The sequence below is a fragment of the Leifsonia tongyongensis genome, assembly GCF_010686705.1.
In the GTDB taxonomy this organism is placed as follows: Bacteria; Actinomycetota; Actinomycetes; order Actinomycetales; family Microbacteriaceae; genus Diaminobutyricibacter; species Diaminobutyricibacter tongyongensis.
Window position 1 is genome coordinate 827,401 of the sequence record NZ_JAAGWY010000001.1, and the last position, 24,837, is coordinate 852,237.

Genomic DNA, 24,837 nt, shown 5'->3' on the forward strand with positions numbered 1-24,837 from the left:
CACGTTGCGTTTGGGCTTCCGCCGAGTCGCTCACTGCGATCTCGCCGTGGGAATCGCGTGAGTCGAGGTCAGCTCACCGGGTAGAAGCGGGCACACCCAGCGAACCTCTGACTGCTGAGCCAACTCTGCGAAGGTGTCCCCGATCCCGAGGACGACCCCGTCGGGTCGAATCAACGCGAAGCGCGCTCCCGCGGCTTCGAGCCACTCGGTCAGGATGCGCGACGCGGTGCTCGACGGGTCGGCGGCGGCGCACACGACCCTCGCGGCCGTCGTGGCCTGGACGAAGCGACGGTCGGACTCCGACAAGACGAGCAGGGTGAAGCCGGAGCCTACGGCCGGGTCGATCAGAACCTCGCCGGCAGCGGGGACGAGGCACACCAGGGGCAGCAACGCTCCCCTGACCCTGCGAGGAACCCGCCGACTGACCAGTGGGCCGGCGACGAGCGGCGGCGTGGCGCTGCTCAGGATGACGTCTCCCAAATGCGGGATGCGGTTGAGCACGGGCAGTATGACGCGGCGTGCGGCGACGGCTGCGCGCCCTCCACCTGTCATGACCTTGCCGATCATCACCGCTCGCCGCACCAACGCCTTCGCGTGTGGGGCCCGTTCGGCTTCGTACGAATCCAGCAGAGCGTCGAAGTCCGCCCTGCGGAGGGCGATGTCCAGCTTCCAGGCCAGGTTCATGGCGTCGCGCAGCCCCGATCCCATCCCCTGCCCGATGAATGGTGGGGTGAGGTGTGCGGCGTCGCCGGCGATCAGAAGGCGCCCGCGTCGCCATTGCCGGGCTACGCGAGCGCGGAAGGTGTACTCCATGCAGCGGACGATGCGGAGGTCGCCGTCATCGACATGGGCCACCCATGGGTCGATCAACCTTCGTACGTCATCGAGCCGGCGATAGTCGTCGGCGCTCTCCCCCTCGACGAGTTGGAACTCCCACCGGTGGTGATCGCCTGTGACGTGCATGTAGGTTGCGGCGCGGTTGGTGTCGCAGACCTGCTGGACGCCATTCCAGGCGTCCACGGGAACTCCGCACTGCACATCGACGACGAGCCACCGCTGCTCGAACCCGAGATCGAGGTTCGTCGAGCCGATGAGGCTGCGGACCACGCTGTTGGCTCCGTCGCATCCGATGACGAACTTCGCGTGCACCTGCTGCAACTCGCCCGTGTCGACGTTGCGAACGCGAACACTGGCGAGCGAGCCGGACTGCATGACGCCGACGAGTTCCTGGCCGCCGGCAAGGGTGACCGAGGCGAATCTGGTCAGGTTGCGTCGTAGCAGCTCCTCGAGGTCTGGCTGGTCGAACATGTTGGCCTGCGGCAGGAAGCCCGACTCCCTCCGCTCGAACTGCGCCAGGATGCGGTGGTCGCTGTCGACGAGGCGCAGACCGCTGGCCGGTTCGCTGATCGTCGCGAACTGCTCGCCGACACCGAGCTGGTGAAGAATCTGCAGAACCTCGTCATCCAGGTGCACGGCACGCGGAAGCGGATACGCCTCGTGATGCGGATCGATGACGAGAGTCCGGATACCACGTTGGCCGAGGAGACCGGCCAGCGTCAGCCCTGTCGGGCCGGCGCCGGCGATCAGGATGTCGACCTCAGTGGGCAGGACCGGATCGACGGTGCTCAACGCCATCCGATCGCGAGCGCTGCTGCTCCGGCGACCAGCGCAAGCAGGATGAGCAGGGCATCCAAAGGCAGCTTCTTCTTGTCGGCGAACCGCACGTTGGTGACGGCGGCGCCGAGCTGAAGGGCGACGAGCCCGATCGACGCCGCCACGGGAAGGATCGGCCCCCAGCCCAGCAGCATCGGCACGACCAAAGCGGCGACCGCGGCTAATTCCAGCCCGCCGATGCCCTTGACGACCACGGCGGGCACCGAGTCGGCCCAGTCGAAGCCGTTGTCGGCGACGAGCCGCGGCTTTGACCGGACGATCTTGAGCATCCCGACGGCGGTGTAGATCAGGACCTGGGGGACGACGGCGATCCAGTAGAGCCAGATCATGGGGTAACTCCTGTCACAACGAATTCGAAGTCGCGGAGCAACGAGGACGCCGACGCTATGTCGGCCCGCGAACCCGCCACTGTCACGGTCAGCTGTCCCTCGACATGGGTCGCTGCCACGTCGACTCCCGATTGCCCTGCAGCTTCCAGCTCCTCGCGGGCTGCCCGCGCTGCAGCGTCCTCGCGCAACGCCGGCTTGAACGGCTTGCCGATGGCCGTCAGGGGCAGTTCTGGCAACTCGATGAGCCTTACGGGTCGGGCGGCCGCCTCGTCGATGTGCGCCGCCGCCCAATCCATCAGTTCACGATGAGCCACCGCTGCACCGGGCTTCGGCACGACGTAGGCCACGGGGACTTCTCCCGACTTGCGGTCGGGCCATCCCACCGCGCCGACAGCCACGACCGAAGGATGGCTGAGCAGCGCCTCCTCGATGACCATCGGGTCGATGTTGTGACCTCCACGGATGATCACGTCCTTATTGCGACCTCGGAGGGAAACGATCTGGTTCTCGTCGATCGAACCCAGGTCCCCCGTTCGCAGCCAGCCATCGACGACGCCATCCCTGCTGAGAACCCGACCGGCCGGAGTCTGGCGCACGTAACCGGCGTAGACCGCGGGGCCGCTGATCACCAACTCGCCGACGCGCCCGGGAGGAAGATCGTGCCAGTCGCCATCGGTGTCGATGTCGACGGCCTTGATGTGCTGGTACGGAAGCCGTTGCCCCACGGACTCGGTTGCGCCGGCGCCCGGCGGTACGACCGAGCTTGCACAGGTCGCCTCGGTGAGCCCGTAGCCTTCACGGAGCTGGATCCCGGTCCGCGCGAAGAACGCCTCGCGCACGGCATGTGGCAGGGGCGCGGCGCCGACCACCGCCACGCTGAGGCTGTCGATTCGTGCATCGACCTCGATGGCCGCCAGTGCACCATAGACAGTCGGCACCGCCGACATGGCGGAGACGCTGTAGTGTTCGACGATCTTCCAGAAGGACCCGTACAGTCCCGGATCCCGATACCCTCGAGGACCGGGCCACACGCTGCAGGCGCCACTGACGAGTGGGGCGAGACCGGTGACCATCAGGGCGTTCACATGGAACAGCGGCAAGCCGGCGAGAATCGCCGCCCCTGACCGGAAGTCACCGGCGAGCGCCAGCGCCCACGCCGTGGTGGCTTCGTTCGAATGCGTATGGGCGGCGACTTTCGGGGCACCGGTGGTTCCCCCCGTGTGAAAGAACGACGCTACGTCATCGGGTCGCGGCGGCGGGACCATGAGGGACTCAGGATCGGCGGTCGCCGCCAGTGTCTCCAGGTACGCGACCGTCACGCCATCCCGGTGTCCCAGCCTCGGTGCAGCAGTGCCCGCGCCATCGGGACGTAACGCGAGAAGCGCGGTCAGGCCCAGCGTCCCTGCGGCATCCAGCAGTCGCTCCCACAACCCCGGATCGATCTCCGGGCCGGCGGCGACGACGACGCGCGAGCCCGTCGTACGCATCAGTTCGCCGATCCGTTCAACGTCGAAGACCGGGTTGATGGGGGCAGCGATGCCCACCGCTTCCGCCGCGAGTATCGTCGCGAACAACGAGCCCGTGTTCGGGGAGACAAGGGTGACCGCATCCTGCCGACCGACTCCCAGCCGCACCAGGGCGTTGCCGATCCGGTGCACCGCCGCGAGCAGTTCGGCGAACGTCCAGCTGTGCGCATCCGCGAATTTGCTTGGGTCCGGGATCCAGACGGTGGCGGTCGCGTCGGGCGACGACGCTGCCGCTCGCCGGACGATGTCGTACGTCGTGAAGGCGATGTCTCGATCAGCGAGGGGAACGCCCTCGATCGTGGCGAGGTCCTCCGGCCCGCGGAGGGTGAGCGTGTCCATTGCTGTCACCGCAATCCCCGGGAGCGCACCGTGTTGATCTGGGTTCCCAGGGCGACTGCGCCGTCCGGGCGGCCGATCGTGGCGGTCACAACGTCTCCATTGCGGAGGTAGCGGGGGTTCGAGGCCTGCCTCGAGAAGAAGGCGCGCCACTTGACGGCCGGCGGCAGGAGTCCGGCGATCTTCTCGACGACTTTCGGCGGCGCCTTCAGGGCGGTCCCGCCCGGCGTGCCGGTGAGCACCAGGTCTCCGGCATCCAGGACCTGGAACCGGGCCAGCAGGGTGAGTGCCTCCGCGGGACTGACGATCATCTCCGCAACGGTGCTGTTCTGGCGCACCTCACCGTTCACGGTCAGCGTCAGTCGCAGCGCGTGCAGATCGGCGAGCTCGTCCGCGCTCACGAGGGCGAGATACGGGCCGACCGGCGTGAAGGTCGGGTACGACTTCGACTCGTAGAACTGCGTTCGGGTGAGCTGGATGTCGCGCGCGCTCACGTCGTTCGTGATCACCAGCCCCGCAACGTAATCGCCCAGATTCTCCGACGTCACGACATCGCCGATCTCGAGCCGTCGCCCCAGCACCACACCGAGCTCGACCTCGTAGTCGAGGAAGCCGACGTGCGGCGGGCAGACGATGTCGCCGGTCGGTCCTGTCACCGAACCGGATGCCTTCCTGAAGAACGTCGGGAGCACGGCATCGGGGTCGAATCCCGAATCGATGGCGTGCGACCGGTAGTTCACCATCTGGGCCACGACGCGCGCCGGGGCGGTCACCGGGGACAGGAGGACGACGTCGTCCACACGAGGTCCCGCGGATCCGTTCTCGATCGCGCGCTCTATGGCCTCACGATCGGCCAGCAGCTCGCGCGTCGTGGAGGCGCGCGTGTCGATAGACACGAGGCGACCGCCTCGCTCGATCCACCATCCGTCCGCGGTTCGGGCGATGTTCACGCTCATGCGCTCATCGCCTTCATAAGGCTGCGCATCGCCGCCGGGTCGAACTCGTTGTCGTTGATCGAGAGCGCCTTGAGCACCGCACCGATCAAAGCCGGATTCGGATTGGTGCCGAGGAAGTCACGGGTGACCGGAGGACCCCACTGCGACAGCCCACTCGCACTCATGGCAGCCCACCCGGGCTCGACCGTGCAGTCGAACAGGTCACCGTCGGCGTAGTGCTCGAACATCAGGCGATCGGGATCGCGCCAGTAGTCGAAGATCTGGCTTCCCTGGATGTGCCTGCCGATGCCCCAGACCCGCTTGTAGCCCTCCTTCGACAGGTGCATGCCGCCCATCGCCACTGCATCGAGGTCGGTGACCTGGTATGCGGAGTGCACGTAGCCGTTGTGCATCCCGAGATGCATCGCGAGCGTGTGGTGATCCGAGGGAACCGATCCGAGATCGCAGCGGATGAAGGCCATCGTCGGGCCGCGGTCGCGCAGATCGTCGAGATAGAGGAAGTCGCTGACGATGAGCCCGAGCGAGTCCAGGTACCACTGCAGTGCGGCCCGGAATCGGGTGGTCTCGAGCACGACGTGGCCCAGGCGCTGCACCTGGGCTGGACCTCCGGGCGGGCGTTGGGTGTCGTTGAAGCGCTTCGGGTCGGCACCGTCGTTGAACGTCAGCGGAGGCCTCTCGGGGAGGGCTTCGAGGGTGGTGAGACCCGCAGCGACCCGCACCGGGATTCCGCTCGGGTCACGGAGAGTGACCGACTTGCCCCCTCGGAGGGCGGTCACATTCGACCCGGTGGCTCGGGCAAGGCGTTCGACATCCGTGGTGGACTCGGCGAGGAAGGTCGGCCCGACGAACCCCGCCTTCGTGCCCCGCCGGATCACCAGGCAGGGAACAGTCGACCACGTGCCGCGCAGGACGAGACGGTCCGGGGTGCGCGCCTGCACCTGGAAACCGAAGTCCACGGCGAATCGTTCCGCACGGTCGAGATCCGGCTTGACGAAATCGAGCCACCCCAACTCGACGACTTTGATGAGCGGATTCTTCGAGCGGCCGGGATGCTCGCTGCGCGTGCCCCCGAGTTCGCTGTGCAGGCCGCTGTGGACATCGACTGCCGCAGCGGCACCCGTCACTTCGATCTCTCTGCGCAAACTCATGATGTCCTCCTGACTTCGTTGTCATTTATCAACGCTGATGAAAGTATCAGTTAATGAACATGACAAGTCAAGCCGCCGTGGTCGGGCCGCGTGGAGATGGAACGGGCGGTTGACTACTCGCTGACGGATGCGGGAAGCGGGAGCGCGACGATGGCGGCGGCCTCCGACCCCGTCATGCCGAACATTCGCAGCACGTTGTACGTCATCGTGTCGGTCACGCGCGCGACGTCCAGCTCCGGTGAAGCGGCAAGCAGGTGGAGGACACCCACGAGCGCCCCGGCCGCGCAGGCCAAGGCGACCTGGGGGTCACTCACCTCGAAGCGTCCCGCGGCCGCGGCGTTGCGGATGTCCCGAAGGGCCCGCGGAGCCATACCGGCCTTCGAGTTCAGCAGGCGCCCCGTGGCATTCATCATCACCTGGGCCATCCGCGGATCGGTCGCGACCAGCCTGCCCGAGAGACGCAGGCTCATCGCGAACACCACCGCGGGATCCGCTTCGTCCTTGAGGAGTTCGTCGAGCCGCGCCGCGTGCTCCTCGAACGTCGCCTCGATCGCCACATCGAACAGTTCGGCTTTGCTGCTGAAATGGTTGTAGAACGACCCGAATCCGACATCCGCGGCATCCGTGATCTCCTGGATGCTGACGTCGGTGTTGCCTTCGGCCGCGAACAGAGTCTTGGCCGCTTCGATCAACGCCCCGCGCGTGCGCGCCTTCTGTCGGGCGGGCCGAGAGGTGCGAGGTGCGGGAGCGTCCATGATGCTGCGATCGTACCTGCTGATCGGGATGCGCCATTGCACGCGTTTCTCGTCACGCGCCTACAGCGGATCGTCGTGCCGCCCTGCGAAGAGAATGTCGAGCACGAGCGCCGCCTGGGTCTCCGCCGAGCGTTCGGAGACGCTGTGGCCGAGAACGGCCTGAATCCGCTCGAGCCTGTTGATGAGGGTGTTGCGGTGCAGAAAGAGACGTTCAGCCGCCGGCGCGATGCGCATCCGCGTGTCGAAGAATATCCGGAGGGTGTTGCGCATGTCCGCCATCTCGGGGCTGTCCGTCGCGAGCTCGCGGAGTTCATGTTCGATGAACCAGCGAGCGCGTTCTTCGTCCTGGCTGAGGACGATGGCCAGCGCGGCGTCGCCGTAGGAGACACCGCCCTTGTCCCCCAGGCTGGCGGCCAAGCGCAGTGCATCCGATGCCTCCAGGAAGGTCCTCCGAAAACCGGCCGTGCCCTGGTGCGGTTCGCCGATGCCAACGAGAACCGGCGCCGTCACGTGAAGATCCTCCACTCGGGGCGCCTGCGGCGGGCGATCGGTGGTCACCCAGACGTGAACGTTTCCCGCGCTCGACTCGTAGCGCAGCATCCGATCGCTGCCCACGACCCGGGTGAACAGGTACACGATGCCGTCCACGGCTCGCCGTTCGAGGGCAACTCCCGGAGGGGCTCCGATGGCACAACCCAGGTGCCAGCCGCTCAGCGGGATGCGCAGCAGACGTGTCGCCGCATCGACATCCACCGGCTCTGCCGCCACCAGCGATTCGATCGCACTGCGGATGCGGACCTGCTCGGCCAGGTAGACGCGCCGGCGTTCCTCGACGATCGCATCCGTTGCTGCGCCGATCCACGCATCCATCGTCTCGGTGACCGCCGTCGCCAGGTCCGGGATGACGCTCACGCCATCCGGATGCACGTCGAGGGCGGCAGCCAACAAGAGGGACAACCACTCGCGTTGCATCGTCCTCAACGCTCGGGTGATCACCGACAGCGGGATTTCGCGCGCGACGATGTCTTCGGCGAGGTCGCGATCGATCGCCGCCGTGTCGGCCGGGAGCGTGTCGTCACCGGCCAGACCGAGCACGGTCGAGGTGAGAACGTGCTCGGCGAACGCGCGAATGACCGGCCACGGTGCGAGCGAGTCGTCGATCTCTCCTCGCAGGGCGGCGAGTGCCTGTTCCACCGCTCCGGCCACCCACCGGATCGCTCCATCGCCCAGCCGGGAACGTAGTCGTTCGGCCTCGTGGTCCGGCAGCGAAGCGGGCCCGAGGTCGCCGTCCCAATCCAGCATGGAAACGACCCGCGCCATCGAGTCTCCGGTCGACACGCGCTCAGCCTAGCCCCAGGAGTGCAGAGTGCACATCGTTGCGTCGAGGGCTGCGACAGAGCGCACGATGACCCGGAAAGCGATCCACGGGATGGTTGATGAGTCGCGGAACATCCGCACGAATCCATACAACAAATCAAGTGATCTGGAGGTCACATCTATGTCAGAAAACACCGTCATCGCCGTCTCGTTCGTCGACCCGAGCAACGCATACCAGGCGCTCAGCGAGCTGAGGGGCGCAGGCCTCGAAGGGCGAGTCGAGGTGCTCGCCGCGAGCATCGTCACCCGCGACCTCGAGGGCCGGCTCTACACGCCCGAAGGAGACGACACCGTCGCCGGCGCACCCACGATCGGAGGCAGCCTGGTCGGTCTCATGATCGGCGTCATCGGCGGCCCGGTCGGGATGCTCTTCGGGTGGACCGGAGGCCTGCTGGTCGGTGGAGCCTACGACATCCACCGCGCCGACGACACCGACAGCGTGCTCGGTGAGATCAGCCGCTACATCCCCGCGGGCGGCACCGCCCTCGTCGCGGAGCTCGACGAGTACGCGACCGAGGTCGTCGACACGCTGATGGCAGAGCAGGGCGGGCTCGTGTACCGACGTTCCGCCGATGTGGTTCGCGAAGAACTCGAGGCGGCACAGGAGGCCTACCGCAAGGCGCAGAAGGAAGCCGCCAAGGCAGAGCGAGAGCTGCACAAGGCCGAGCGGCACGAGAAGGCCGAGGAGCGCAAGGCGGCCATCAAGGAGAAGCTCAACGTCCACTGAGTCGGCAGGCAGATCGGGGTACCGGGCCACGCTTCGGCGGGCACGGTGCCCCGATCGCCGCTACACCTCCGGGCGTCCTCGAGCCGTTCACGAAAGACGATGAGTCACGAAAGAAGATGAGCATGAAACTTTGGACCGACCGACTGGGTCGCACCGCGACCCGCGGGGCGCAGGTGCTGCTCGTGGGCGGGGTCGTCGTGGCACTCGTCTGGGTACTCACACGCCTGTCGATCGTCACGATCCCGCTGGCGCTGGCCCTGGTCTTCGCGGCAGCCTTCGCACCGTGGATGGAATGGACGCGACGGCACCGTTGGCCGGCCGGCGCGGGCGCTGCGCTCGCACTTGTGCTCCTCCTCACGGTGATCGCGGTAGCCCTCGTCTTCGTCTTCGGGTCCGTCAGCCACGAGTGGGGTGGGCTCGCTGTCCAGGCCCAGAACGGCTTCGAGCGGGTTACGGTATGGCTGCAGGGGCTGCCGTTTGCTCCGGATCAGCGCCAGCTGAATGACATCGAGCATCAGTTTCGCGGGTTCGTCACGAGCGCCGACTTCAGGTCGGGAACGCTGGGCGGAATCGGTGCGATCAGCGATGTGGGCGCAAGCCTGGGGTTGATGGTGATCATCCTCTTCTTCCTGCTCAAAGACGGCCCCGCGATGTGGGAGTTCATCGTCCGCCCGCTCGAGGGAGTCGCCTTCGACCGCGCAGAGCGCATCCGGCGCAAGACCGTCGACGTCTTCGGTGGCTACATGAGCAGCACCGCCGCTGCTGCCCTGTTCGACGGTGTAGGAATCTTCATCGGCCTGCTCATCCTGCAGGTCCCCCTCGCGGCCCCGCTCGCGATTCTCACCTTCCTGCTCGCCTTCATCCCGATCGTCGGCGCCGTGAGCGGGGGTGCGATCGCCGCCCTGGTAGCGCTCGTCAGCAACGGACCCCTCAGCGCGGCACTCGTCGTACTCGTCGTCATCATCGTCAATCACATCGAAGGGACCATCCTGAAACCGCTCATGATGGGCAAGACCGTCAGTCTCCCCGCATTCGTCGTGCTCGTCGTCATCGCCGCGGGCACGGCCGTCGGCGGCATTGTGGGGGCTCTGCTCGCCGTCCCGCTCACTGCGGCAGCCTGGGGGGTCGTTCAAGTGTGGGACGGCGAGAACGTCCCCGCGCGGTTCGCGCGACCTAAGGAGCGCGAGCCGTCGGCTACCCCGTAACGTATCCGTGCCTAGCACTGCCCGAGGGCGGCGACGTTGTAATTGAGCGCGCCAGGTCCGCCGAGGAGCGTGACCGAGGTCGGGGCACCCTGCACCAGACTGTTTAACACAGGGTTCGGCAGGCACGTGCGCTGGGACAGGTAGAGCGGTGCGTGAGTCGAGGCAGCCCAGGTGGCCCCACTGAGCGCGTCGGGGAACAGCAGGCCGGACGCAACGAATGCTTTCACTGAGTGCGGTACGGACTGGGCGATCGCTACGTTGGTTGCGTACCGATCGGCGCCACCGTACCGCGTCACAGGTGCGATGCTGCGAAGCTGCGTCTCGATGCCGGCGCTGACCGCTCCCGTGGCACCGGCAACGTTGATCGACGTCGGATGAAGCGCTGCGATGAGATCGAGCGTCTTGGCGTCGATGGTTGTCGCTGCACCATCTACGAGGACCACGGGACTCCCGGTCGAACCAGCAGCGGCAGCTGCGCTGAGGGAATCGGGGAACGTGGCTCCCGCGGCGACCCAGACAGTGCCGGCGGATGCGAAGGTCGACGAGACGACGGCCCGGGCGGTCGCGTAGCGGTCAGCGCCGGACGTGCGCACCACCGATGCGCGGGGAACGATCTGCTTGATTCGCGTTTCCACGGCCGCGCTCAACGCGCCGGTTCCGCCGACAAGCACGACCTTCGAGGGTGATAGCGCCTTCAGCTCGGTTGCGGTTGACGCGGGAAGTCCGTTCGCAGCGGTGAGAAGCAACGGGCCGCCCGCCTTGGCCGCGGCGGGCGCGGCCGAGAGCGCATCCGGGAAGTTGTCACCCGACGCGATGAATACGACGGGCGCGGTCGTCGGATACGACTGCGTGGCGATCGCGGCCGCGGTGGCGTATCGATCAGCGCCGTAGGTCTGTCCGACATCTACAGGCTCGGTGGGGGTGTAGCCGAGTCCACCGTGGGTCGAAACCGGGCCGACAGCCACGTACCACAGTCCGTCCGGAGTGACGATCGGGGTCGTGCCGTATGTCCCATAGCGCGTCTCGATTTTCGTGTCATCGGGACTGATCCGGATTGTGAAATAGCCCGACCACAGCGAGCCATCCGGGCCATCGAGGCACCCGCCGAATCCAGAGGCAATCGCATCCGACAGACGCGGCACCACGGACCCGGTATCGCTCACGCTGAATAGCGTTGTTTGCGTGCCGTCGCCGTAGCTCACCCAGAGCGTGTGCGTCGACGCCTGCCAGCAGTTCCCCGACATACCGAGGAAGTTCGACGGGATCGTTGCAGCGAACGTCGGATCGCTCAGCTTGTGGATGATGGTCGGCGACCCCGCCGAACCGGTGGCGTAGAACGTGTCCGTCGGAGTTCGTTCGATCCAGTGCGCCGTCGTCGGGACGGGCGATGTCTCGACCCCGTTCGCGTCGACCTCGATGAGCGTGGTTCCGCGGCCGTCGGGCTGGTTCGTGAGCGAGAGCTTGTCAGCCGGGCCGTTGGTGAGGTAGATGTTCTGGCCAGGGTCCGCTGCGGTAACGACGTGGCCGTCGGGGAACATTCCCTTGAGCACCCAGGGACTCTGGGCAGTAGGAACCGACCAGATACTGTTGCCAGGGCCCGGCCAGAGCCGGTTCGGCGTTATCGCATCCGCGGCCGACGCGGCGAAATGGACCTTCGTGATCGTCCCGTCCGGCGAGACCCAGGCCGCTCCCCAGCCGTTGGCTGCGAAGAACCAGCCGTTTCCGGCTGCCGTGCCATCAGCGGTCACCGTGAGGTTGATGACCTCGAAATCGCCCAGGTCGTAGACGTGCACGGTTCCATCAACTGTCACGTGGCCGAGCAGGTTTCCATAGTCATTGCTGAACCAGAGGGATCCATCGGGGGAGCGCTGCAGCTGGTGAATAGTGCTCGTGGCGTCACCCGCATACGGATGTTTGACGATCACGCCACCGAGGCCGATCGAATAGAGCCCGCGCCCAGGGGTGTACCACGGCCGACCATCCGGACCCTTCACAAACGCGCCGAGCGTCGTCGTCGACGGGTCGGTCAGAACGATCCGGGGATAAACGGGGACGACCGGCGCATTGGTCGCGGATGCGGGCGCTTGAGGCGGAAACGCTAAGGGTGCCAGCACCAAACCGACGACCATGGCTGCGGCCAGCAGGATCGAGACCGGACTGCGGCGCGTGGGTTCGGTTGGCACGGGTCCCCTTCGGCTTGCGGCGTGCTCCCCAACCTATCGTTCGGCGGAGAGCGAGTTCTCCCCCCACTGGAGGGTCAAAATTCTCTTGACCAGCCCTGATCTTTACTCGCCGTCGCTGACAACGGGAGACGCTGGACCTCGATTGCCACGAGCGGGAGACTGGAAGCCGAAGACAGAAGGCTGACCATGAAGATCGTCGTCATCGGGGGCACGGGCCTGATCGGGTCCAAGGTCGTCGCGAAACTCACCGCCGAGGGGCACGAAGCTCTTCCCGCTTCGCCGTCGCGGGGCGTCAACGCGCTCACCGGCGAGGGTCTCGCAGACGCGCTCGCCGGCGCGCAGGTCGTCGTGGACGTCTCGAATTCGCCGTCGTTCGGGGACGACGAGGTGATGGACTTCTTCACGACGTCGACGACCAACCTCCTCGCCGCCGACAAGGCAGCCGGTGTGGCGCACCACGTCGCTTTGTCCGTGGTCGGCACCGAGCGCCTCACCAGCAGCGGGTACTTCCGCGCGAAGATCGAGCAGGAACGGCTGATCGAAGAGTCCGGCGTGCCCTATTCGATCATCCATGCGACCCAGTTCTTCGAGTTCGTGAGGTCGATCGCCGACGCCGCGACCGCAGGCACAACGGTGCGGCTTGCGCCGGTCCAGATCGAACCGATGGCAGCGGATGATGTGGCCGCCGCGGTCGCGGATGTCGCGGTCGGGGAGCCGCTCAACGCCATCCGCGAGATCGCGGGCCCCGAAGAGTTCCAGCTGGACGAGCTCGTGCGCCAGGACTTTGCGGCCCGCCACGACCCGCGCGAGGTGATCACCGACCCGGAAGCACGGTACTTCGGCGCCCACCTGAGCACCAACGAACTGGTCGCGGGCAAGTTCGCCACGCGCTATCCGACCCGCTTCGAGGACTGGCTCGCGGATGCCGAGCTCGACAAGAGCGACTGAACGATGCCGACTCAGCCGAACTACCCCGAGAAGCGCATCGCGACGTCGGTGCTCGTGATCGGCTCCGGCGGCTCCGGACTCCGAGCCGCTATCGAAGTCGCTGAGCGCGGGGGTGACGTCACCGTCATCGCCAAACGGGCGAAATCGGATGCGCACACGTCGCTGGCGGCGGGCGGCATCAACGCTGCGCTGGCGACGATGGACCCGGACGACACGTGGCAGCAGCACGCCGCCGACACCCTCAAGGAGGGCTACTTCCTCTCGAATCCCCACACGGTCGAGATCGTCGCCCGCGGTGCCGAACGGGGCATCGAAGACCTCGTCAGCTACGGGATGCCGTTCGCACGCGAAGAGGACGGCCGCATCTCGCAACGCTTCTTCGGCGCGCACACCTACCGGCGCACGGCGTTCGCCGGTGACTACACGGGTCTCGAGATCCAGCGGACCCTGGTGAACCGGGCTGCCCAGCTGCGCATCCCGGTGCTCGACACCGTGTACATCACGCGCCTTCTCGTGAAGGACAACGTCGTCTTCGGCGCCTACGGGTTCGACCTCGACGACGGCACCCGCTATATCTTCAACGCCGACGCCGTAGTCCTTGCGGCCGGCGGGCACAACCGCATCTGGCGGCGCACCTCATCCCGGCGCGACGAGAACACCGGCGATTCGTGGCGGCTCGCCGTGGAGGCTGGGGGGCGCATCCGTGATCCTGAACTGGTCCAGTTCCATCCGTCAGGACTGATCGCCCCCGAGAATGCGGCCGGAACACTTGTCTCGGAGGCCGCGCGCGGCGAGGGCGGCATCCTGCGGAACGCCCTCGGCGAGCGCTTCATGGCCCGCTACGACCCGGAGCGGATGGAGCTGTCCACGCGCGACCGCGTCGCACTTGCCGCGTACACGGAGATCAAGGAGGGCCGCGGCACGCCGAACGGCGGCGTGTGGCTGGACGTGTCGCATCTGCCGCGCGTGACGATCATGGAGCGCCTGCCACGCGTCTACCAGACGCTGCTCGAGTTGCAGATGCTCGACATCACCAAGGACCCGATCGAGATCGCGCCGACCGCGCACTATTCGATGGGCGGCGTGTGGGTGCGGCCCGAAGACCACCGGACCGATGTCGACGGACTGTACGCGATCGGCGAGGCGTCGAGCGGACTGCACGGTGCCAACCGGCTGGGCGGCAATTCGCTGATCGAGTTGCTCGTGTACGGGCGCATCGTCGGTGAGACGGCCGCCGCCTATTCGGTGCACCTTGCCGGCCAGCAGCGGTCGGAGGAAGCACTTGCGCAGGCGCGCGCCGAGATCGACGACGTGCTCGGCAGCGATGGGCCGGAGAACGTGCGCGCCCTGCAGCGGGCGGTGCGCAACACGATGACCGAGTACGCCGGCGTCGTGCGCGACGAGGCCGGGCTCCGAACGGGCCTGGCCGAACTGGATGCGATCGAAGAGCGGATGCGCGACATCGGCGTCCACCCCGACATCGCCGGCTTCCAGGACCTCGCGCATGCGTTCGACCTCCGGTCCGCCGTCCTCGCGGCCCGCGCGACCATCGAGGGGGCGCTCGAGCGTCGCGAGACCCGCGGGGCCCACAACCGCTCGGACTTCCCCGACCTCGACGAGTCGCTCCAGGTCAACCTGGTCTGGTCGGGCCCCGGACGGATCAGCCGCGAGGCGGTCCCGCCCATCCCCGAGGAGATCGCCGCACTGATCCGCGACGTGTCGAGCGCCGGCAAGCTCGTCGAGTAGCCGCGACGGTCTCATTACTGCTTCGCCAAGGCTAAGCCGCGCCACCTCGTTCGGCGAGCACACTGTTGTTCCTGCTATGAGCCGGTCTTTTCGGGAAAAACACTGTGCTCGCTCGAAGGGGTCCGCGCGAAGAGATCCGAGCTCAGAGGCCACTTCACGGGCGCGGCGAGCACGCGGCCTACTCGGCGAAGACCTTCTTCGCGACCTGTATGGCCGACATGGCTTTCGGCCACCCGGCGTAGAACGCGAGGTGGATGATCGCCTCGATGATCTCGGCCTCCGTGAGGCCGTTCGTCCTCGCGAGTCGGAGATGACTGGGCAGCTGCTCGAAGCTGCTGGAGGTGATGAGGCTCGCGACGGTGATGAGGCTGCGGTCGCGCTTCGGGAGGGCGGGGCGCTCCCAGACGTCTCCGAAGAGCACGTCATCGGTCAGCTGGACCAGTTTGGAAGCGAAGTCGCCGATGGCGGCCTGGGCGGGTGTCTGTTCGGTCATCGGGACTCCTTATTTATTGTTCGCGGCCTTATCGTTCGCTGGTTGCGGCGCCGGCCCGCGCGGCGCGGTTCGCAGCCGCATAGTCGGCATCGCTGATGTGCTCGCCCCACGTCACGGTCGCTCCGTCCGCATCCGCGGGTGACGCCGAGAGCGCGAGGTGGGTCATGAATCCGGTGTCGGTGGCGCCGTGCCAGTGCCACTCACCGGGTGGCGTGTACACGGTGTCACCGGCATGTGCGACGAGGGGGTCGCCGCCACGTGCCTGGATGAGTGCGGTGCCCTCGGTGATGTGCAGGGTCTGCCCGTGCGCGTGCACGTGCCAGGCGGTGTGGGCGCCCGGGGCGAACCGCACGATCCCCGCGGTGAGCTGCGCAGCGGAGGGGGCGATGAGGTCCACCCACACCTGCCCGATGAATCGCTCCGCGGGCCCGGCGCTTGTCGGCTGCTGAGGTTCGATATTCACGGTCAGTCCTCGGGGATGACGCGGCCGAAGGTCTCCAGTGTGATGACTTCGGGCTCGGGGCCGCCGCGCACACCACGGTCGAGGGCGTCGAGCTGGTGGAGCTCGTCAGCGGTGAGCTCGAAGTCGAACACGTCGAAGTTCTCGCGGATGCGCTCCGGCTTCACCGACTTCGGGATGGCCGAGCGACCTTCCTGCAGGTGCCAGCGGAGCATCACCTGCGCCGCAGTCTTGCCGTGAACGGCGGCGATCGCGCGGATCACCGGGTCCTCGAACGTGCTCGTCGCACCTTCGCCGCGATACGACGTGATGCCACCGATCGGCGACCACGCCTGGGTCAGGATGCCGTGCTCCGCATCCACCGCCTGCAGCTCCGGCTGCGTGAAGTACGGATGCACTTCGATCTGGTTCACGGCCGGCACGACCTCCGTCTGTTCGAGCAGCGACGCGAGGTGGGCGGGCATGAAGTTGCTGACGCCGATCGCCCGCACCTTCCCGTCGGCGAGCAGCCGCTCGAGCGCGCGGTACGCGTCGACGGTCTTCTCGAAGGCGCTGGGGAGGGCCTGATGCAGGATGAACAGGTCGATGGTGTCGACGCCGAGCTTGCGGGCGCTCTTGTCGAACGCGTGCAGGGTCTCGTCGAAGCCGTAGTCGCTGATCCAGACCTTCGTCTCGAGGAAGATGTCGTCGCGGGCGAGTCCGGATGCGCGGATCGCGTCGCCGACGCCGCGCTCGTTGGCGTAGGCGGCAGCCGTGTCGATCAGCCGGTAGCCGGTGGACAGCGCAGTGGCGACCGCATCCGTGGTCTCGTCCGGCGGGGTCTGGAAGACACCGAAGCCGAGAGCCGGCATCTCGACGCCGTTGTTCAGGGTCAGGCCATTGTTCGGGATAGGGGAGGTGTTCATGCTCTCGACGCTAGGCCGGTTCCCGCCCGCGAGGGAGTGACTGTCAGTACCCGGAACACCCTGGCGGGGTCAGCAGAACGAGACCGGGCTGTTCAGCGGGCGTGCGCGAGTTGCTTCTCGGCCGCCTGCGCGACCCGCAGCCCCCATGCTGCGGCGCGATCCTGTTCGTCTCGTTCGAGGCGGTTGTCTTTGACGAGGAAGCTTTCGGCGTCGACCAGTCGTTTCGCTCCCAGCTTGAGAAGCTTGCGGTCGATCTTGGCCGATGCCGCACCGCTGAGGACGCGAGGCACGTCGGCGCGGGTGTCGAACGCGGCGAAGTATGCCGGCACATCCGGCTTACTTGCCAGCCACTCCCTGACGCCGGTCTCCGAGGCCTTCGGTTCGAGCGTCAGTCCCTGTTCCGGGTCTGACGCCTCTTTCGCCGCCTCCGCGCGCGTTTCCGGACGACTCAGACTGTGGGCGTGAGTCGGCGCACCGACGATGACCGCGTCCGCGTTGGCGAGAACCGCCGGGGTGATCTCGTTGACGTTCACGACGGAGACGAGGGCGAGATCCTTTTCGGCTTCGGCGATCGCCTCAGCGATCTGACGTGTATTGCCGAACATCGATTCGTAGACGATCACGATCTTCATGAGCTCCTCCAGACGGTTGGTGCTCATAGGGTCTCGTGAGAGTGACGGCGGCCCTAGGGTCGAAGGTCCCCCGACGGCTGCGGACCTGCGTTCCTGTGCTCGACCTGGAGTATCGCAGCCTGTGTCCGGTGTTCCAGACCGAGCTTGCTGAGCAGGGTGGACACGTAATTCTTGACCGTCTTCTCGGCCAGGGTCAGGCGTTCGCCGATCTGGCGGTTCGTCAGCCCGTCGGCTATCAGCGCGAGAATCTGCCGTTCGCGCAGGCTCAACCCGTCGAGCAGCGGATCGGTCGGGGCGGCACTCTTCAGCTGGCTCACCACGCGCTGCGAGATCGCCGGGTCGATCAGGTTCTTGCCCGCGTGCGCGAGGCGGACCGAGTCGATGAGTCTGCTGCCCCTGATGTCTTTGAGGACGTATCCGGATGCACCGGCGATGACGGCCGCGCGCAAAGCATCGTCGTCGTCGTACGCGGTGAGGATCAGACATCGGATGCCCGGCTGAGAGTTCCGGACCTCCCGGCACACGTCGATGCCGCTGCCGTCGGGCAGTCGCACGTCGAGCACGACCACATCCGGTTGTGTGGCGGCGATGCGGGCACGCGCCTGCGACGCGGTGCCGGCCTCACCCACCACTTCGAGGTCGGCTTCGGCGTCGAGGAGGTCGGCGATTCCCCGTCGTACGATCTCGTGGTCGTCGACCAGGAACACACGGATCGTGCCGCCCGTCACGACTGGCCCAGCCATTCCGAGATCGGCACGCACCACACCAGCCGCGTGCCCGGGTCTGCCGGCTCGATCGTCATCGTTCCTCCGCGCCTCGTCGCGCGCTCGAGACCGTTTCTGAGCCCGCTCCGTCGTGTGCTGCTGCCGAGCCCGACCCCGTCATCCTGGATGGTGAGCGTGACCGTCCGGTCTTCGACCTCGAGACGAACCGACACGTTCTCGGCGTGCGCATGGCGGGCGGCGTTCGTCAATCCTTCCCGTGCGACCGCGCTGACGTCATCGGCGAGATCGTCGATGACGACGAGGTCCACCGGCCCAGAGAACCCGACGGTCGCCGGGCGCGCCAGACCCGGTGCGATCTCGTCGGCCAGGTCGAGGATCCGGTTCCTCATGCTGGTTCCTCCGGCGCTCTGTCGTGAGAGGGCGAAGATGATGGTCCGGATCTGAGCGATCGCCGTATCGATGGATGTGACGCTGCGGTCGAGCCGTTCGGCGACGGCGTTCGAAGACGTGGCGGCTTCGATGCTCTGGAGTTCGAGGCCGGTGGCGAACAACTGCTGGATGACATGGTCGTGGAGATCCCGCGCGATCCGGGTGCGATCCTCGAGAAGGAGCATCCGCTGCTGGTCCGCACGGGCAGCCGCGAGTTCGATCGCGATGCCGGCCTGGCTCGCGAGGTCTGCAACCCGTTCGAGGTCGAACGGTGTGAACGCCGGATCGCCCGCCTTGCGGAGAACGAGCAGCAGTGACGACGAATCCCGGTCGACCCGGAACGGCGCGATCAAGGTGGGGCCTGTCCCGGCCTCGACGCCGAGCGTCTCACCGTCGAGCCCGTCGGAGATGCGTGGACCGCTGCTTTCGAAGGCGCCGGTGAGGATCTCGCCTGAGAGCGGCCTGCTCGTTCCGACCAGTTCGCTCGCCCCATCACCGTACGCCGTACGCACGACAACGGTGCTCGAATCGCTCGATTTCGTCAACACGCAGGTCAGGGCCGCTCGGGACAGGCGAGTCACCCCCGCCACGAGCTCGCTGAAAAGCGCATCATCGGGCTCGCCGCCGAGCAAGGTCGAACTGATCTCCGACCCGGCCGCGCTCCAGGCCCGGCGCGCCTCCGTCTCGGCGAAGAGGCGTGCGTTGTCGATGGCGAACCCAGCAGTCGCGGCAAGCGCGCCGACGAGTTGCTCGTCGTCCCTGCTGAATCCGCCACGGTCGCGATTCGTCAGGTAGAGGTTGCCGAAGACCGCGTCGCGGACGCGGATCGGAACGCCGAGAAAACCGTCCATCGGCGGATGCCCGGGTGGAAAGCCTGCGGATCGCGGATCGTCAGCGATCCGTTCGAGCCGGATGGGTCGCGGGTCGTCGATCAGGGCGCCGAGCAGGCCGTGGCCCTCGGGCAGGTGGCCGATCCGTTCGACCTGCTCCGGGGTCATCCCGACATGGATGAACTGCTCCAGACCGCCGCTCGGAGACAGGACTCCGAGCGCACCGTATTCAGCACCGACGAGGTCGACGGCCGCTTCCACGATGCTGCGGAGGACGACCGGCAGTTCAAGATGTGACACGACTGACCGGTTGGCCTTCACCAGGGCGCGCAGTCTCCCCTGAGTCTGCAGGACTTCGCGTGCCCGGTCGACGAGATCGGCGAGCGCCCGATCGAGCTCGGCACGGGGAGCGTCGGGGAAGGTGATGGCGTCGTCGTCAACCAAGCCGATTCACCTCGACCTCTCCTGGGCAGACAGACTGCCTGAGCGCGAGTGTAGTGGGGAGTCCGTCGCCCGTAAAGCGCCCCGAAGGTCCGGCCGGCCCGTGGGACCTTCGGCTCTATGGCGCGCGCCGTTGGGTGAGCATGCTCGCTACAAGACTGGCCCGGGAGGCGCTCATGAGCAATGACACGATCGTTGAACGAATCATTGTCGGAGTCGACGGCTCCGTACCGAGCCGAGCTGCGATCCGATGGAGCGTCGAACGTGCACGCTCACACGACACGGGGGTGGTTCTCGTGCACGTCATGGATGACGAATGGGGTGCCATCGGATCGCAGCTCATCGCAGAGGCCAACCGCGGGTCGGTCGATATGCTCGACGCCGGCGCACGCATGGTGCACGAACTGTCTCCCGGAATGCCCATCACTGTCGAGCTGCTCTACGGAAGCCCGATGTGGGAGCTCGCGCAACTCTCCAACGAGACCACGCTTGTGGTCGTGGGAACCCACAAGACGGGGTTCCATTACGGGCGCGCGTTCGGCTCCCGCAGCCTGCAGCTCGCCTCACTCGCCCGTGGCCCGATCGCCGTCGTCCCCGAGTCGGCGGTGCGCCTACGCCGCGGAGTGGTCGTCGGGATCGACGACACCACGGCCGGGCGCAACGCACTCGCCGTGGCCGCGAGCGAAGCCGACCGAGCCGGCTCGGAACTCACCCTGGTTCGGGCACTCGACACGCCGGCGCCGGACTATCTCGGAGAAGGCGGCAAGCGCAGCTGGCAGGAAGAGCGCGATACGCACGCGCGCCGCGAACTCACGGACGCCGTCAGCCGGGTGCAGGAACTCCACCCGCGCCTGGCCACACGCAGCCGCATCATCAGGCGCCCAGCCGGAATCGCTCTCAACGAGGTCTCCCGCAACGCAGAACTGCTCGTCGTCGGAAGCTCACGGCGTTCCGGATTCGAGCAGGCGAACGGTCTCGGCAGCGTCGCCTACGACGTGCTGCTGAACCTGGTCTGCCCCACGATGATCGTGCACTCGTACGTCGGTGAGTCGACACGACCTGAATCCCCACATCCGCAGGAGGAACACCATGAACACGCCCGCTAACGTCGCCGAACTCTCAGAAGAGGAATGCTGGGAGAGACTGACTGCGAACTCGCTCGGAAGGCTCGCGACCGCGGTCGCCGGCGACACCGACATCTTCCCGGTCAATTACTACGCCGACGGAAAGACGCTCCTGATCCGCACAGCGCCCGGAACGAAACTGCTCGAACTCACGATCCACCACGACGTCGCGTTCGAGATCGACGGCTACACCGACGACGAGGCGTGGAGCGTCATCGTGAAAGGTGTCGCCGCGCAGCTGGAGAGCCAGACCGAAATCGACGAAGCGGACCGCCAGCCGCTCGTGCCATGGATTCCGACCCTCAAGTACAGGTACGTGCGGATCACGCCGCTCTCGATCAGTGGGCGCCACTTCCGCCGGGATGCCGAGCCGGAAAGGTACTGATGTGACTCGGTGGGTGCGCAATGTCCTCGTCGCTCTGACGGGCGTGATCGCGGTGACCGCCATCGCCGGCGGGTCGGCGTTGAAGTAGGGCATCCGCATGGTGGCAATTGTCGATGAGCTTCTCGCGAGCGGCGAGCCGTCGATTCGCTGGCGAACGCGCACTCTCGTTCTGGGCGATGGCGATGCCGCGCCGGGTATGAAACAGCTTCGCGAAGAGGTTCGCAGGTCAACTCGAGTGCGTGACTTACTTGACGCCAATGCCCGTCTCCGCCCAGTCCCGTACGCGAAGTGGCGTGGCGCGCACTGGGTGCTGCTCGCTCTGAGTGAGCTCGGGTATCCGCCCGCCGACCCACTGCTCGGACCGCTCCGCGATGCCGTTCTCGATCAGTGGCTCGCCGAGCGCTACCGTCGTGAAAAGGACGTCGACGGCGTCCAGCCGGGTGAACACGAGACGGCGGTGCCGCGAATCCGTGGACGCGCGCGGCGCTGTGCCTCGCAGCAGGCAGGAGCGCTGCTGTCGATAACACGCCTGAAATTCGACGACGGGCGCGGCCCGCAGCTCGTCGAGCTTCTGCGACGGTGGCAATGGCCGGACGGCGGATGGAACTGCGACAGGACACCGACCACGGTCATGTCGTCCGTCAACGAGACGCTGCTGCCCATCCGTGCCCTGGCCGCCTACGGCACGGCGTCCGGAGATTCCGCGGCGACGGAGATGGCGCAGAGAGCGTGCGATGTGCTGCTGGACCGTCACGTGGCGTTCCGGCGCTCGAACGGTGCGCCGTTGACAAAGGATGTGATGCAACTCCACTACCCGCTCTACTGGCACTACGACGTCCTCGGTGGTCTCGTCGGACTGGCCGAAGCGGGGATGATCGGGGACGCGCGCTGCGCCCGGGCACTGGATGTGCTGGAGTCACGTCGACTCCCCGACCGCGGATGGCCCGCCGACGCAACATACGGCCCGAAGGCGGAGACCGGCTACAACGTCGACGCAGTCGATTGGGGGCCCATCGGCAATCGCACGGCCAACCCGTGGGTGACGATCAATGCGCTTTATGTTCTGCGGGCGGCGGGACGGTAGCGACGGGCCGCTGGTGCTTGTAGTAGTCGCGCCAGACCAGGCGGTGCAGCGGAATCCATTTCGGGATCGTGCGAAGCCCGGGGATGAACGGCAGCAGGGCCAGGAGGATGGTCAGGACTGCCATGATCAGCACGATCACAAGGTCGGCATTCGGGAGGGACGCGAACGGTTCGACCTGGTAAAAGAAGGAGAACAGCCACAGCCACGACTGGCCAGGATAGTTGCCGGTCTCGTTCATCATCCCCCACTGGTCGCCTGTCAGGTGCTGATCCGCTGCGAGGTTCTGGAAGTACGTTCCGTCTCCCAGGAAGAGGATGGCCGGCGTGTAGTTCAGGTTGTAGAAACCGCCTTCGTTCGCCAACGCCCCGTCGAGCGCTCCGCGGTTCGACATGGCACTGAGCGATGAGATGAGCTCCGGCACAGGGCCGTAGTCGCCGCTGTCGGCAGCCGGCAGGGTCGTGCCCTTTTCAGCGGCGAGCGCTTTGGAGTAGTTGGTCGTCCACTTCGTCTTGTCCGCCGCTGAGGCTGCCGACCAGGTCGCCACAGCCGTTGGGACGGCCGGCAACGTCTCCAAGGGACCGATGACGAATGCTTTCGCCGTATCGATCGGGATGCGCACACCGGACATACTCTGCAGGTCCAGTGACCCGAGGGTCTGAGTAGCGCCGGCCGTGCTGTTGTATGGCGGGCCGTAGCCTGCCGTGTCACTCGTGCCGGCCAGTTCGGCGGTCGCGGTGGTCGCGAAGTCGACGGGCTGGCTCGTCGACCAGTTCTGGAGTGTGATGCTCGGCTCGTCGGGCGATCCGAAGACGGCGACGAGACCGATCGTGATCAGGGCCACCACGATGAAGCCGATCGTCACCTCTTTGAAGAGGTCGTAGTCGCGGACGCGACCGCGCCACGGCCGGCTGGCGAGATCGTCGCCTGCCCGCCACGACATGTTCGGCGAGCGGTTCATTGCTGCTCCTCGGATTCGTTCCCTGCCCTGGCCACCTGGTCGTCGGTCTCCGTCGCGTCGATCGGTGGCACCACGCCGTGGATGCGGACCAGGAGCACGTGAAGCACGACGATCGCCGCGACGGCCAGTGGAAGAACGGCGATATGCCAGCCGAACATCTGGCCGAGGTTCGCAACATTGAACCACGCCCCGACGCCCACGGCATTCAGTGCGTCCTTGCCTTCGAAAGCGATCCACTGCGAGTCGAAGTTCGTCTGCAGGAGGTATCCGGTGAAACCGGCGACGATCGAGACAGCGAACGCGATGACGCCCGTGATCCAGGTCAGCACCCGCCCTCCGCGCCAGGCGGCCATCCAGTATTTGCCCCAGAGGTGCACGACCATGAACATGAAGAAGAGCTCGACGCTCCACAGGTGCACGCCGTTCGTGAAATGCCCGAGGCCCGAGACGTGGTCCCAGGCCGGACCGTTGAGGCTCAGCACGAGACCCGACGCGATGACGACGGCGAGGGCCGCAAGCGTGGCCATCCCGAACACGTAGATCCAGGATGCGACATAGCTGGGCTGCTCCTGCGGCAGGAGCTTGTCGGGTGGAAGGCGTCTGAGCAGCCACCTGCGCGCGCGACCCGTCCAGGTGAAGACCTCATCGGCGTCGTCCTGGGGTTCGACCCTGACCGGAGGCTTGAGGGCGCTCATTTCCGCCGCCGCGCTTTCGGGAAGGGCAGAAGCAGGGCCACGACGAACAGCACGATCATCACCGCGATAACGATGAGATTGCCGAGCTGTACGACAAAAGGCCCCCAGCCCAGGTAGATTCCCGGCGACACGCTCTCGATCATCTCCACGAGAGTCTCCTTTGTTCGTATGCACAGGGTGACTCAGCCCGACGACAGCGGATAGGGTCCAAGGTCCCGGAGGACTTTCGGCCCTGCCGGTCGCTGACGAAGCGCGATCGAATCAACGCATGAACTCCACCGCCGATCTACCCGAATGGTCCGCGCAAGGACCCGTCGTCGAGCTCTCCGAAGAAACATGCTGGAGCCTCATCGCGGGCGCAGGCATCGGCCGCCTCGGCGTCGTGATCGGCGAGCAGCCGGAGATCTTTCCCGTCAACTACTTCGCCGACGGCGAGACAGTCGTCTTCCGTTCGGCCGAAGGCACCAAGCTCCGCGGGATCGTCGCGGATCGGCTTGTCGTCTTCGAAGTCGACTCGGTCGGCGAATTCCACAACTGGAGCGTGTCTGTCAAAGGCGCCGCCGAGGTCATGGGACCCGCCTACGCGAACCGCGCTGCGGAAGACGCGCTGCCGCCCTGGCATCCGGTGACCGAGTACAACTTCGTCGAGATCCGCCCCTCCTCCATCACGGGCCGCCAATTCGAACATCACCTCAACGCCGTGCGCCGATCCGACGACGGCACCCTGTCACCCGAGCTCTGACCGAGCCGGGAAACCGAACAGAAA

25 protein-coding genes are annotated in these 24,837 nt (G+C 66.6%); 8 read left to right on the top strand and 17 right to left on the bottom strand.

The window, feature by feature from the left end; all coding sequences use genetic code 11:
• Positions 1 to 30: 30 nt before the first annotated feature.
• The 7 genes from mhpA to G3T36_RS20100 all read right to left on the bottom strand — a co-directional run bounded on the left by mhpA (position 31) and on the right by G3T36_RS20100 (position 8,062).
• A complete protein-coding gene (gene mhpA / locus G3T36_RS03850) occupies positions 31 to 1,629 on the bottom strand; it encodes a bifunctional 3-(3-hydroxy-phenyl)propionate/3-hydroxycinnamic acid hydroxylase MhpA (RefSeq protein WP_163288073.1) in 1,599 nt (532 codons plus the stop codon).
• Positions 1,626 to 2,003: a DoxX family protein gene (locus G3T36_RS03855; RefSeq protein WP_163288074.1), complete on the bottom strand. Its 378-nt coding sequence runs from the start codon at positions 2,001 to 2,003 to the stop codon at positions 1,626 to 1,628. Before G3T36_RS03855 ends, mhpA begins: the two co-directional genes overlap by 4 nt.
• Positions 2,000 to 3,868 carry an acyl-CoA synthetase gene (locus G3T36_RS03860; RefSeq protein ID WP_240148336.1) on the bottom strand — a complete coding sequence of 623 codons (1,869 nt, stop codon included), beginning with the start codon at positions 3,866 to 3,868 and terminating at the stop codon, positions 2,000 to 2,002. The genes G3T36_RS03855 and G3T36_RS03860 overlap by 4 nt, the downstream gene beginning before the upstream one ends.
• Before the next feature lie 5 nt (positions 3,869 to 3,873).
• A complete protein-coding gene (locus G3T36_RS03865) occupies positions 3,874 to 4,821 on the bottom strand; it encodes a fumarylacetoacetate hydrolase family protein (RefSeq protein WP_163288076.1) in 948 nt (315 codons plus the stop codon).
• Positions 4,818 to 5,969, bottom strand: a complete 1,152-nt coding sequence (locus tag G3T36_RS03870) for a VOC family protein (protein ID WP_163288077.1) — start codon at positions 5,967 to 5,969, stop codon at positions 4,818 to 4,820. Before G3T36_RS03870 ends, G3T36_RS03865 begins: the two co-directional genes overlap by 4 nt.
• A 113-nt stretch (positions 5,970 to 6,082) precedes the next feature.
• Positions 6,083 to 6,724, bottom strand: a complete 642-nt coding sequence (locus tag G3T36_RS03875) for a TetR/AcrR family transcriptional regulator (RefSeq protein ID WP_163288078.1) — start codon at positions 6,722 to 6,724, stop codon at positions 6,083 to 6,085.
• A 60-nt stretch (positions 6,725 to 6,784) separates the two neighbouring features.
• Entirely contained in the window at positions 6,785 to 8,062 is a 1,278-nt protein-coding gene (locus G3T36_RS20100) for a helix-turn-helix domain-containing protein (protein WP_163288079.1), read from the bottom strand.
• Between the two features lie 160 nt (positions 8,063 to 8,222).
• On the opposite strand from G3T36_RS20100, the gene G3T36_RS03885 reads away from it, so the two are divergent.
• Together G3T36_RS03885 and G3T36_RS03890 are read left to right on the top strand one after the other, a co-directional pair.
• Complete coding sequence (locus G3T36_RS03885; RefSeq protein WP_163288080.1) at positions 8,223 to 8,828, top strand: DUF1269 domain-containing protein; 606 nt, start codon at positions 8,223 to 8,225, stop codon at positions 8,826 to 8,828.
• Between the two features lie 122 nt (positions 8,829 to 8,950).
• Positions 8,951 to 10,033: an AI-2E family transporter gene (locus G3T36_RS03890; protein WP_163288081.1), complete on the top strand. Its 1,083-nt coding sequence runs from the start codon at positions 8,951 to 8,953 to the stop codon at positions 10,031 to 10,033.
• A gap of 11 nt (positions 10,034 to 10,044) precedes the next feature.
• Here G3T36_RS03890 and G3T36_RS20105 read toward each other — a convergent pair whose 3' ends face one another.
• Positions 10,045 to 12,216: a cell wall-binding repeat-containing protein gene (locus tag G3T36_RS20105; RefSeq protein WP_163288082.1), complete on the bottom strand. Its 2,172-nt coding sequence runs from the start codon at positions 12,214 to 12,216 to the stop codon at positions 10,045 to 10,047.
• A gap of 186 nt (positions 12,217 to 12,402) precedes the next feature.
• Here G3T36_RS20105 and G3T36_RS03900 point away from each other — a divergent pair, with 186 nt between their 5' ends.
• Both G3T36_RS03900 and G3T36_RS03905 read left to right on the top strand, forming a co-directional pair.
• Complete coding sequence (locus G3T36_RS03900) at positions 12,403 to 13,164, top strand: SDR family oxidoreductase (RefSeq protein WP_163288083.1); 762 nt, start codon at positions 12,403 to 12,405, stop codon at positions 13,162 to 13,164.
• A gap of 3 nt (positions 13,165 to 13,167) precedes the next feature.
• Positions 13,168 to 14,910, top strand: coding sequence for an L-aspartate oxidase (locus tag G3T36_RS03905; RefSeq protein ID WP_163288084.1), 1,743 nt, complete (start codon positions 13,168 to 13,170; stop codon positions 14,908 to 14,910).
• Positions 14,911 to 15,088: 178 nt separating this feature from the next.
• Here the strand turns inward: G3T36_RS03905 and G3T36_RS03910 are convergent, their stop codons facing one another.
• The 6 genes from G3T36_RS03910 to G3T36_RS03935 form a co-directional block, all read right to left on the bottom strand.
• Positions 15,089 to 15,403 (bottom strand): carboxymuconolactone decarboxylase family protein, encoded by a 315-nt coding sequence (locus tag G3T36_RS03910; protein WP_163288085.1) that lies wholly within the window; start codon positions 15,401 to 15,403, stop codon positions 15,089 to 15,091.
• A 28-nt stretch (positions 15,404 to 15,431) separates the two neighbouring features.
• Positions 15,432 to 15,866 (bottom strand): (R)-mandelonitrile lyase, encoded by a 435-nt coding sequence (locus tag G3T36_RS03915; protein ID WP_163288086.1) that lies wholly within the window; start codon positions 15,864 to 15,866, stop codon positions 15,432 to 15,434.
• 2 nt (positions 15,867 to 15,868) lie between these two features.
• Complete coding sequence (locus G3T36_RS03920) at positions 15,869 to 16,768, bottom strand: aldo/keto reductase (RefSeq protein ID WP_163288087.1); 900 nt, start codon at positions 16,766 to 16,768, stop codon at positions 15,869 to 15,871.
• A gap of 92 nt (positions 16,769 to 16,860) precedes the next feature.
• The gene (locus G3T36_RS03925) at positions 16,861 to 17,427 is read right to left on the bottom strand and encodes a flavodoxin family protein (RefSeq protein ID WP_205244998.1); all 567 of its coding nucleotides are present in this window, start codon (positions 17,425 to 17,427) and stop codon (positions 16,861 to 16,863) included.
• A gap of 26 nt (positions 17,428 to 17,453) precedes the next feature.
• Positions 17,454 to 18,143, bottom strand: a complete 690-nt coding sequence (locus tag G3T36_RS03930) for a response regulator (RefSeq protein WP_163288088.1) — start codon at positions 18,141 to 18,143, stop codon at positions 17,454 to 17,456.
• The gene (locus tag G3T36_RS03935) at positions 18,125 to 19,828 is read right to left on the bottom strand and encodes a GAF domain-containing sensor histidine kinase (protein ID WP_163288089.1); all 1,704 of its coding nucleotides are present in this window, start codon (positions 19,826 to 19,828) and stop codon (positions 18,125 to 18,127) included. Before G3T36_RS03935 ends, G3T36_RS03930 begins: the two co-directional genes overlap by 19 nt.
• A gap of 173 nt (positions 19,829 to 20,001) precedes the next feature.
• On the opposite strand from G3T36_RS03935, the gene G3T36_RS03940 reads away from it, so the two are divergent.
• From G3T36_RS03940 to G3T36_RS03950, 3 genes are all read left to right on the top strand, one after another.
• On the top strand, positions 20,002 to 20,931 hold the full coding sequence (locus G3T36_RS03940) for a universal stress protein (RefSeq protein WP_163288090.1): 930 nt from the start codon (positions 20,002 to 20,004) through the stop codon (positions 20,929 to 20,931).
• Complete coding sequence (locus G3T36_RS03945; protein ID WP_163288091.1) at positions 20,915 to 21,334, top strand: pyridoxamine 5'-phosphate oxidase family protein; 420 nt, start codon at positions 20,915 to 20,917, stop codon at positions 21,332 to 21,334. The genes G3T36_RS03940 and G3T36_RS03945 overlap by 17 nt, the downstream gene beginning before the upstream one ends.
• A 235-nt stretch (positions 21,335 to 21,569) precedes the next feature.
• The gene (locus G3T36_RS03950) at positions 21,570 to 22,418 is read left to right on the top strand and encodes a hypothetical protein (protein WP_163288092.1); all 849 of its coding nucleotides are present in this window, start codon (positions 21,570 to 21,572) and stop codon (positions 22,416 to 22,418) included.
• Here the strand turns inward: G3T36_RS03950 and G3T36_RS03955 are convergent.
• Genes G3T36_RS03955 through G3T36_RS03965 form a run of 3 tightly spaced genes read right to left on the bottom strand, consistent with a single transcriptional unit; the run spans position 22,381 to position 24,220 of the window.
• Complete coding sequence (locus G3T36_RS03955; RefSeq protein ID WP_205244999.1) at positions 22,381 to 23,376, bottom strand: hypothetical protein; 996 nt, start codon at positions 23,374 to 23,376, stop codon at positions 22,381 to 22,383. The genes G3T36_RS03950 and G3T36_RS03955 overlap by 38 nt on opposite strands.
• Positions 23,373 to 24,071 (bottom strand): cytochrome b N-terminal domain-containing protein, encoded by a 699-nt coding sequence (locus tag G3T36_RS03960; RefSeq protein ID WP_163288093.1) that lies wholly within the window; start codon positions 24,069 to 24,071, stop codon positions 23,373 to 23,375. Before G3T36_RS03960 ends, G3T36_RS03955 begins: the two co-directional genes overlap by 4 nt.
• Complete coding sequence (locus G3T36_RS03965) at positions 24,068 to 24,220, bottom strand: hypothetical protein (protein ID WP_163288094.1); 153 nt, start codon at positions 24,218 to 24,220, stop codon at positions 24,068 to 24,070. The genes G3T36_RS03960 and G3T36_RS03965 overlap by 4 nt, the downstream gene beginning before the upstream one ends.
• Positions 24,221 to 24,339: 119 nt before the next feature.
• On the opposite strand from G3T36_RS03965, the gene G3T36_RS03970 reads away from it, so the two are divergent.
• Positions 24,340 to 24,813, top strand: a complete 474-nt coding sequence (locus G3T36_RS03970) for a pyridoxamine 5'-phosphate oxidase family protein (protein ID WP_163288095.1) — start codon at positions 24,340 to 24,342, stop codon at positions 24,811 to 24,813.
• Positions 24,814 to 24,837 lie beyond the last annotated feature (24 nt).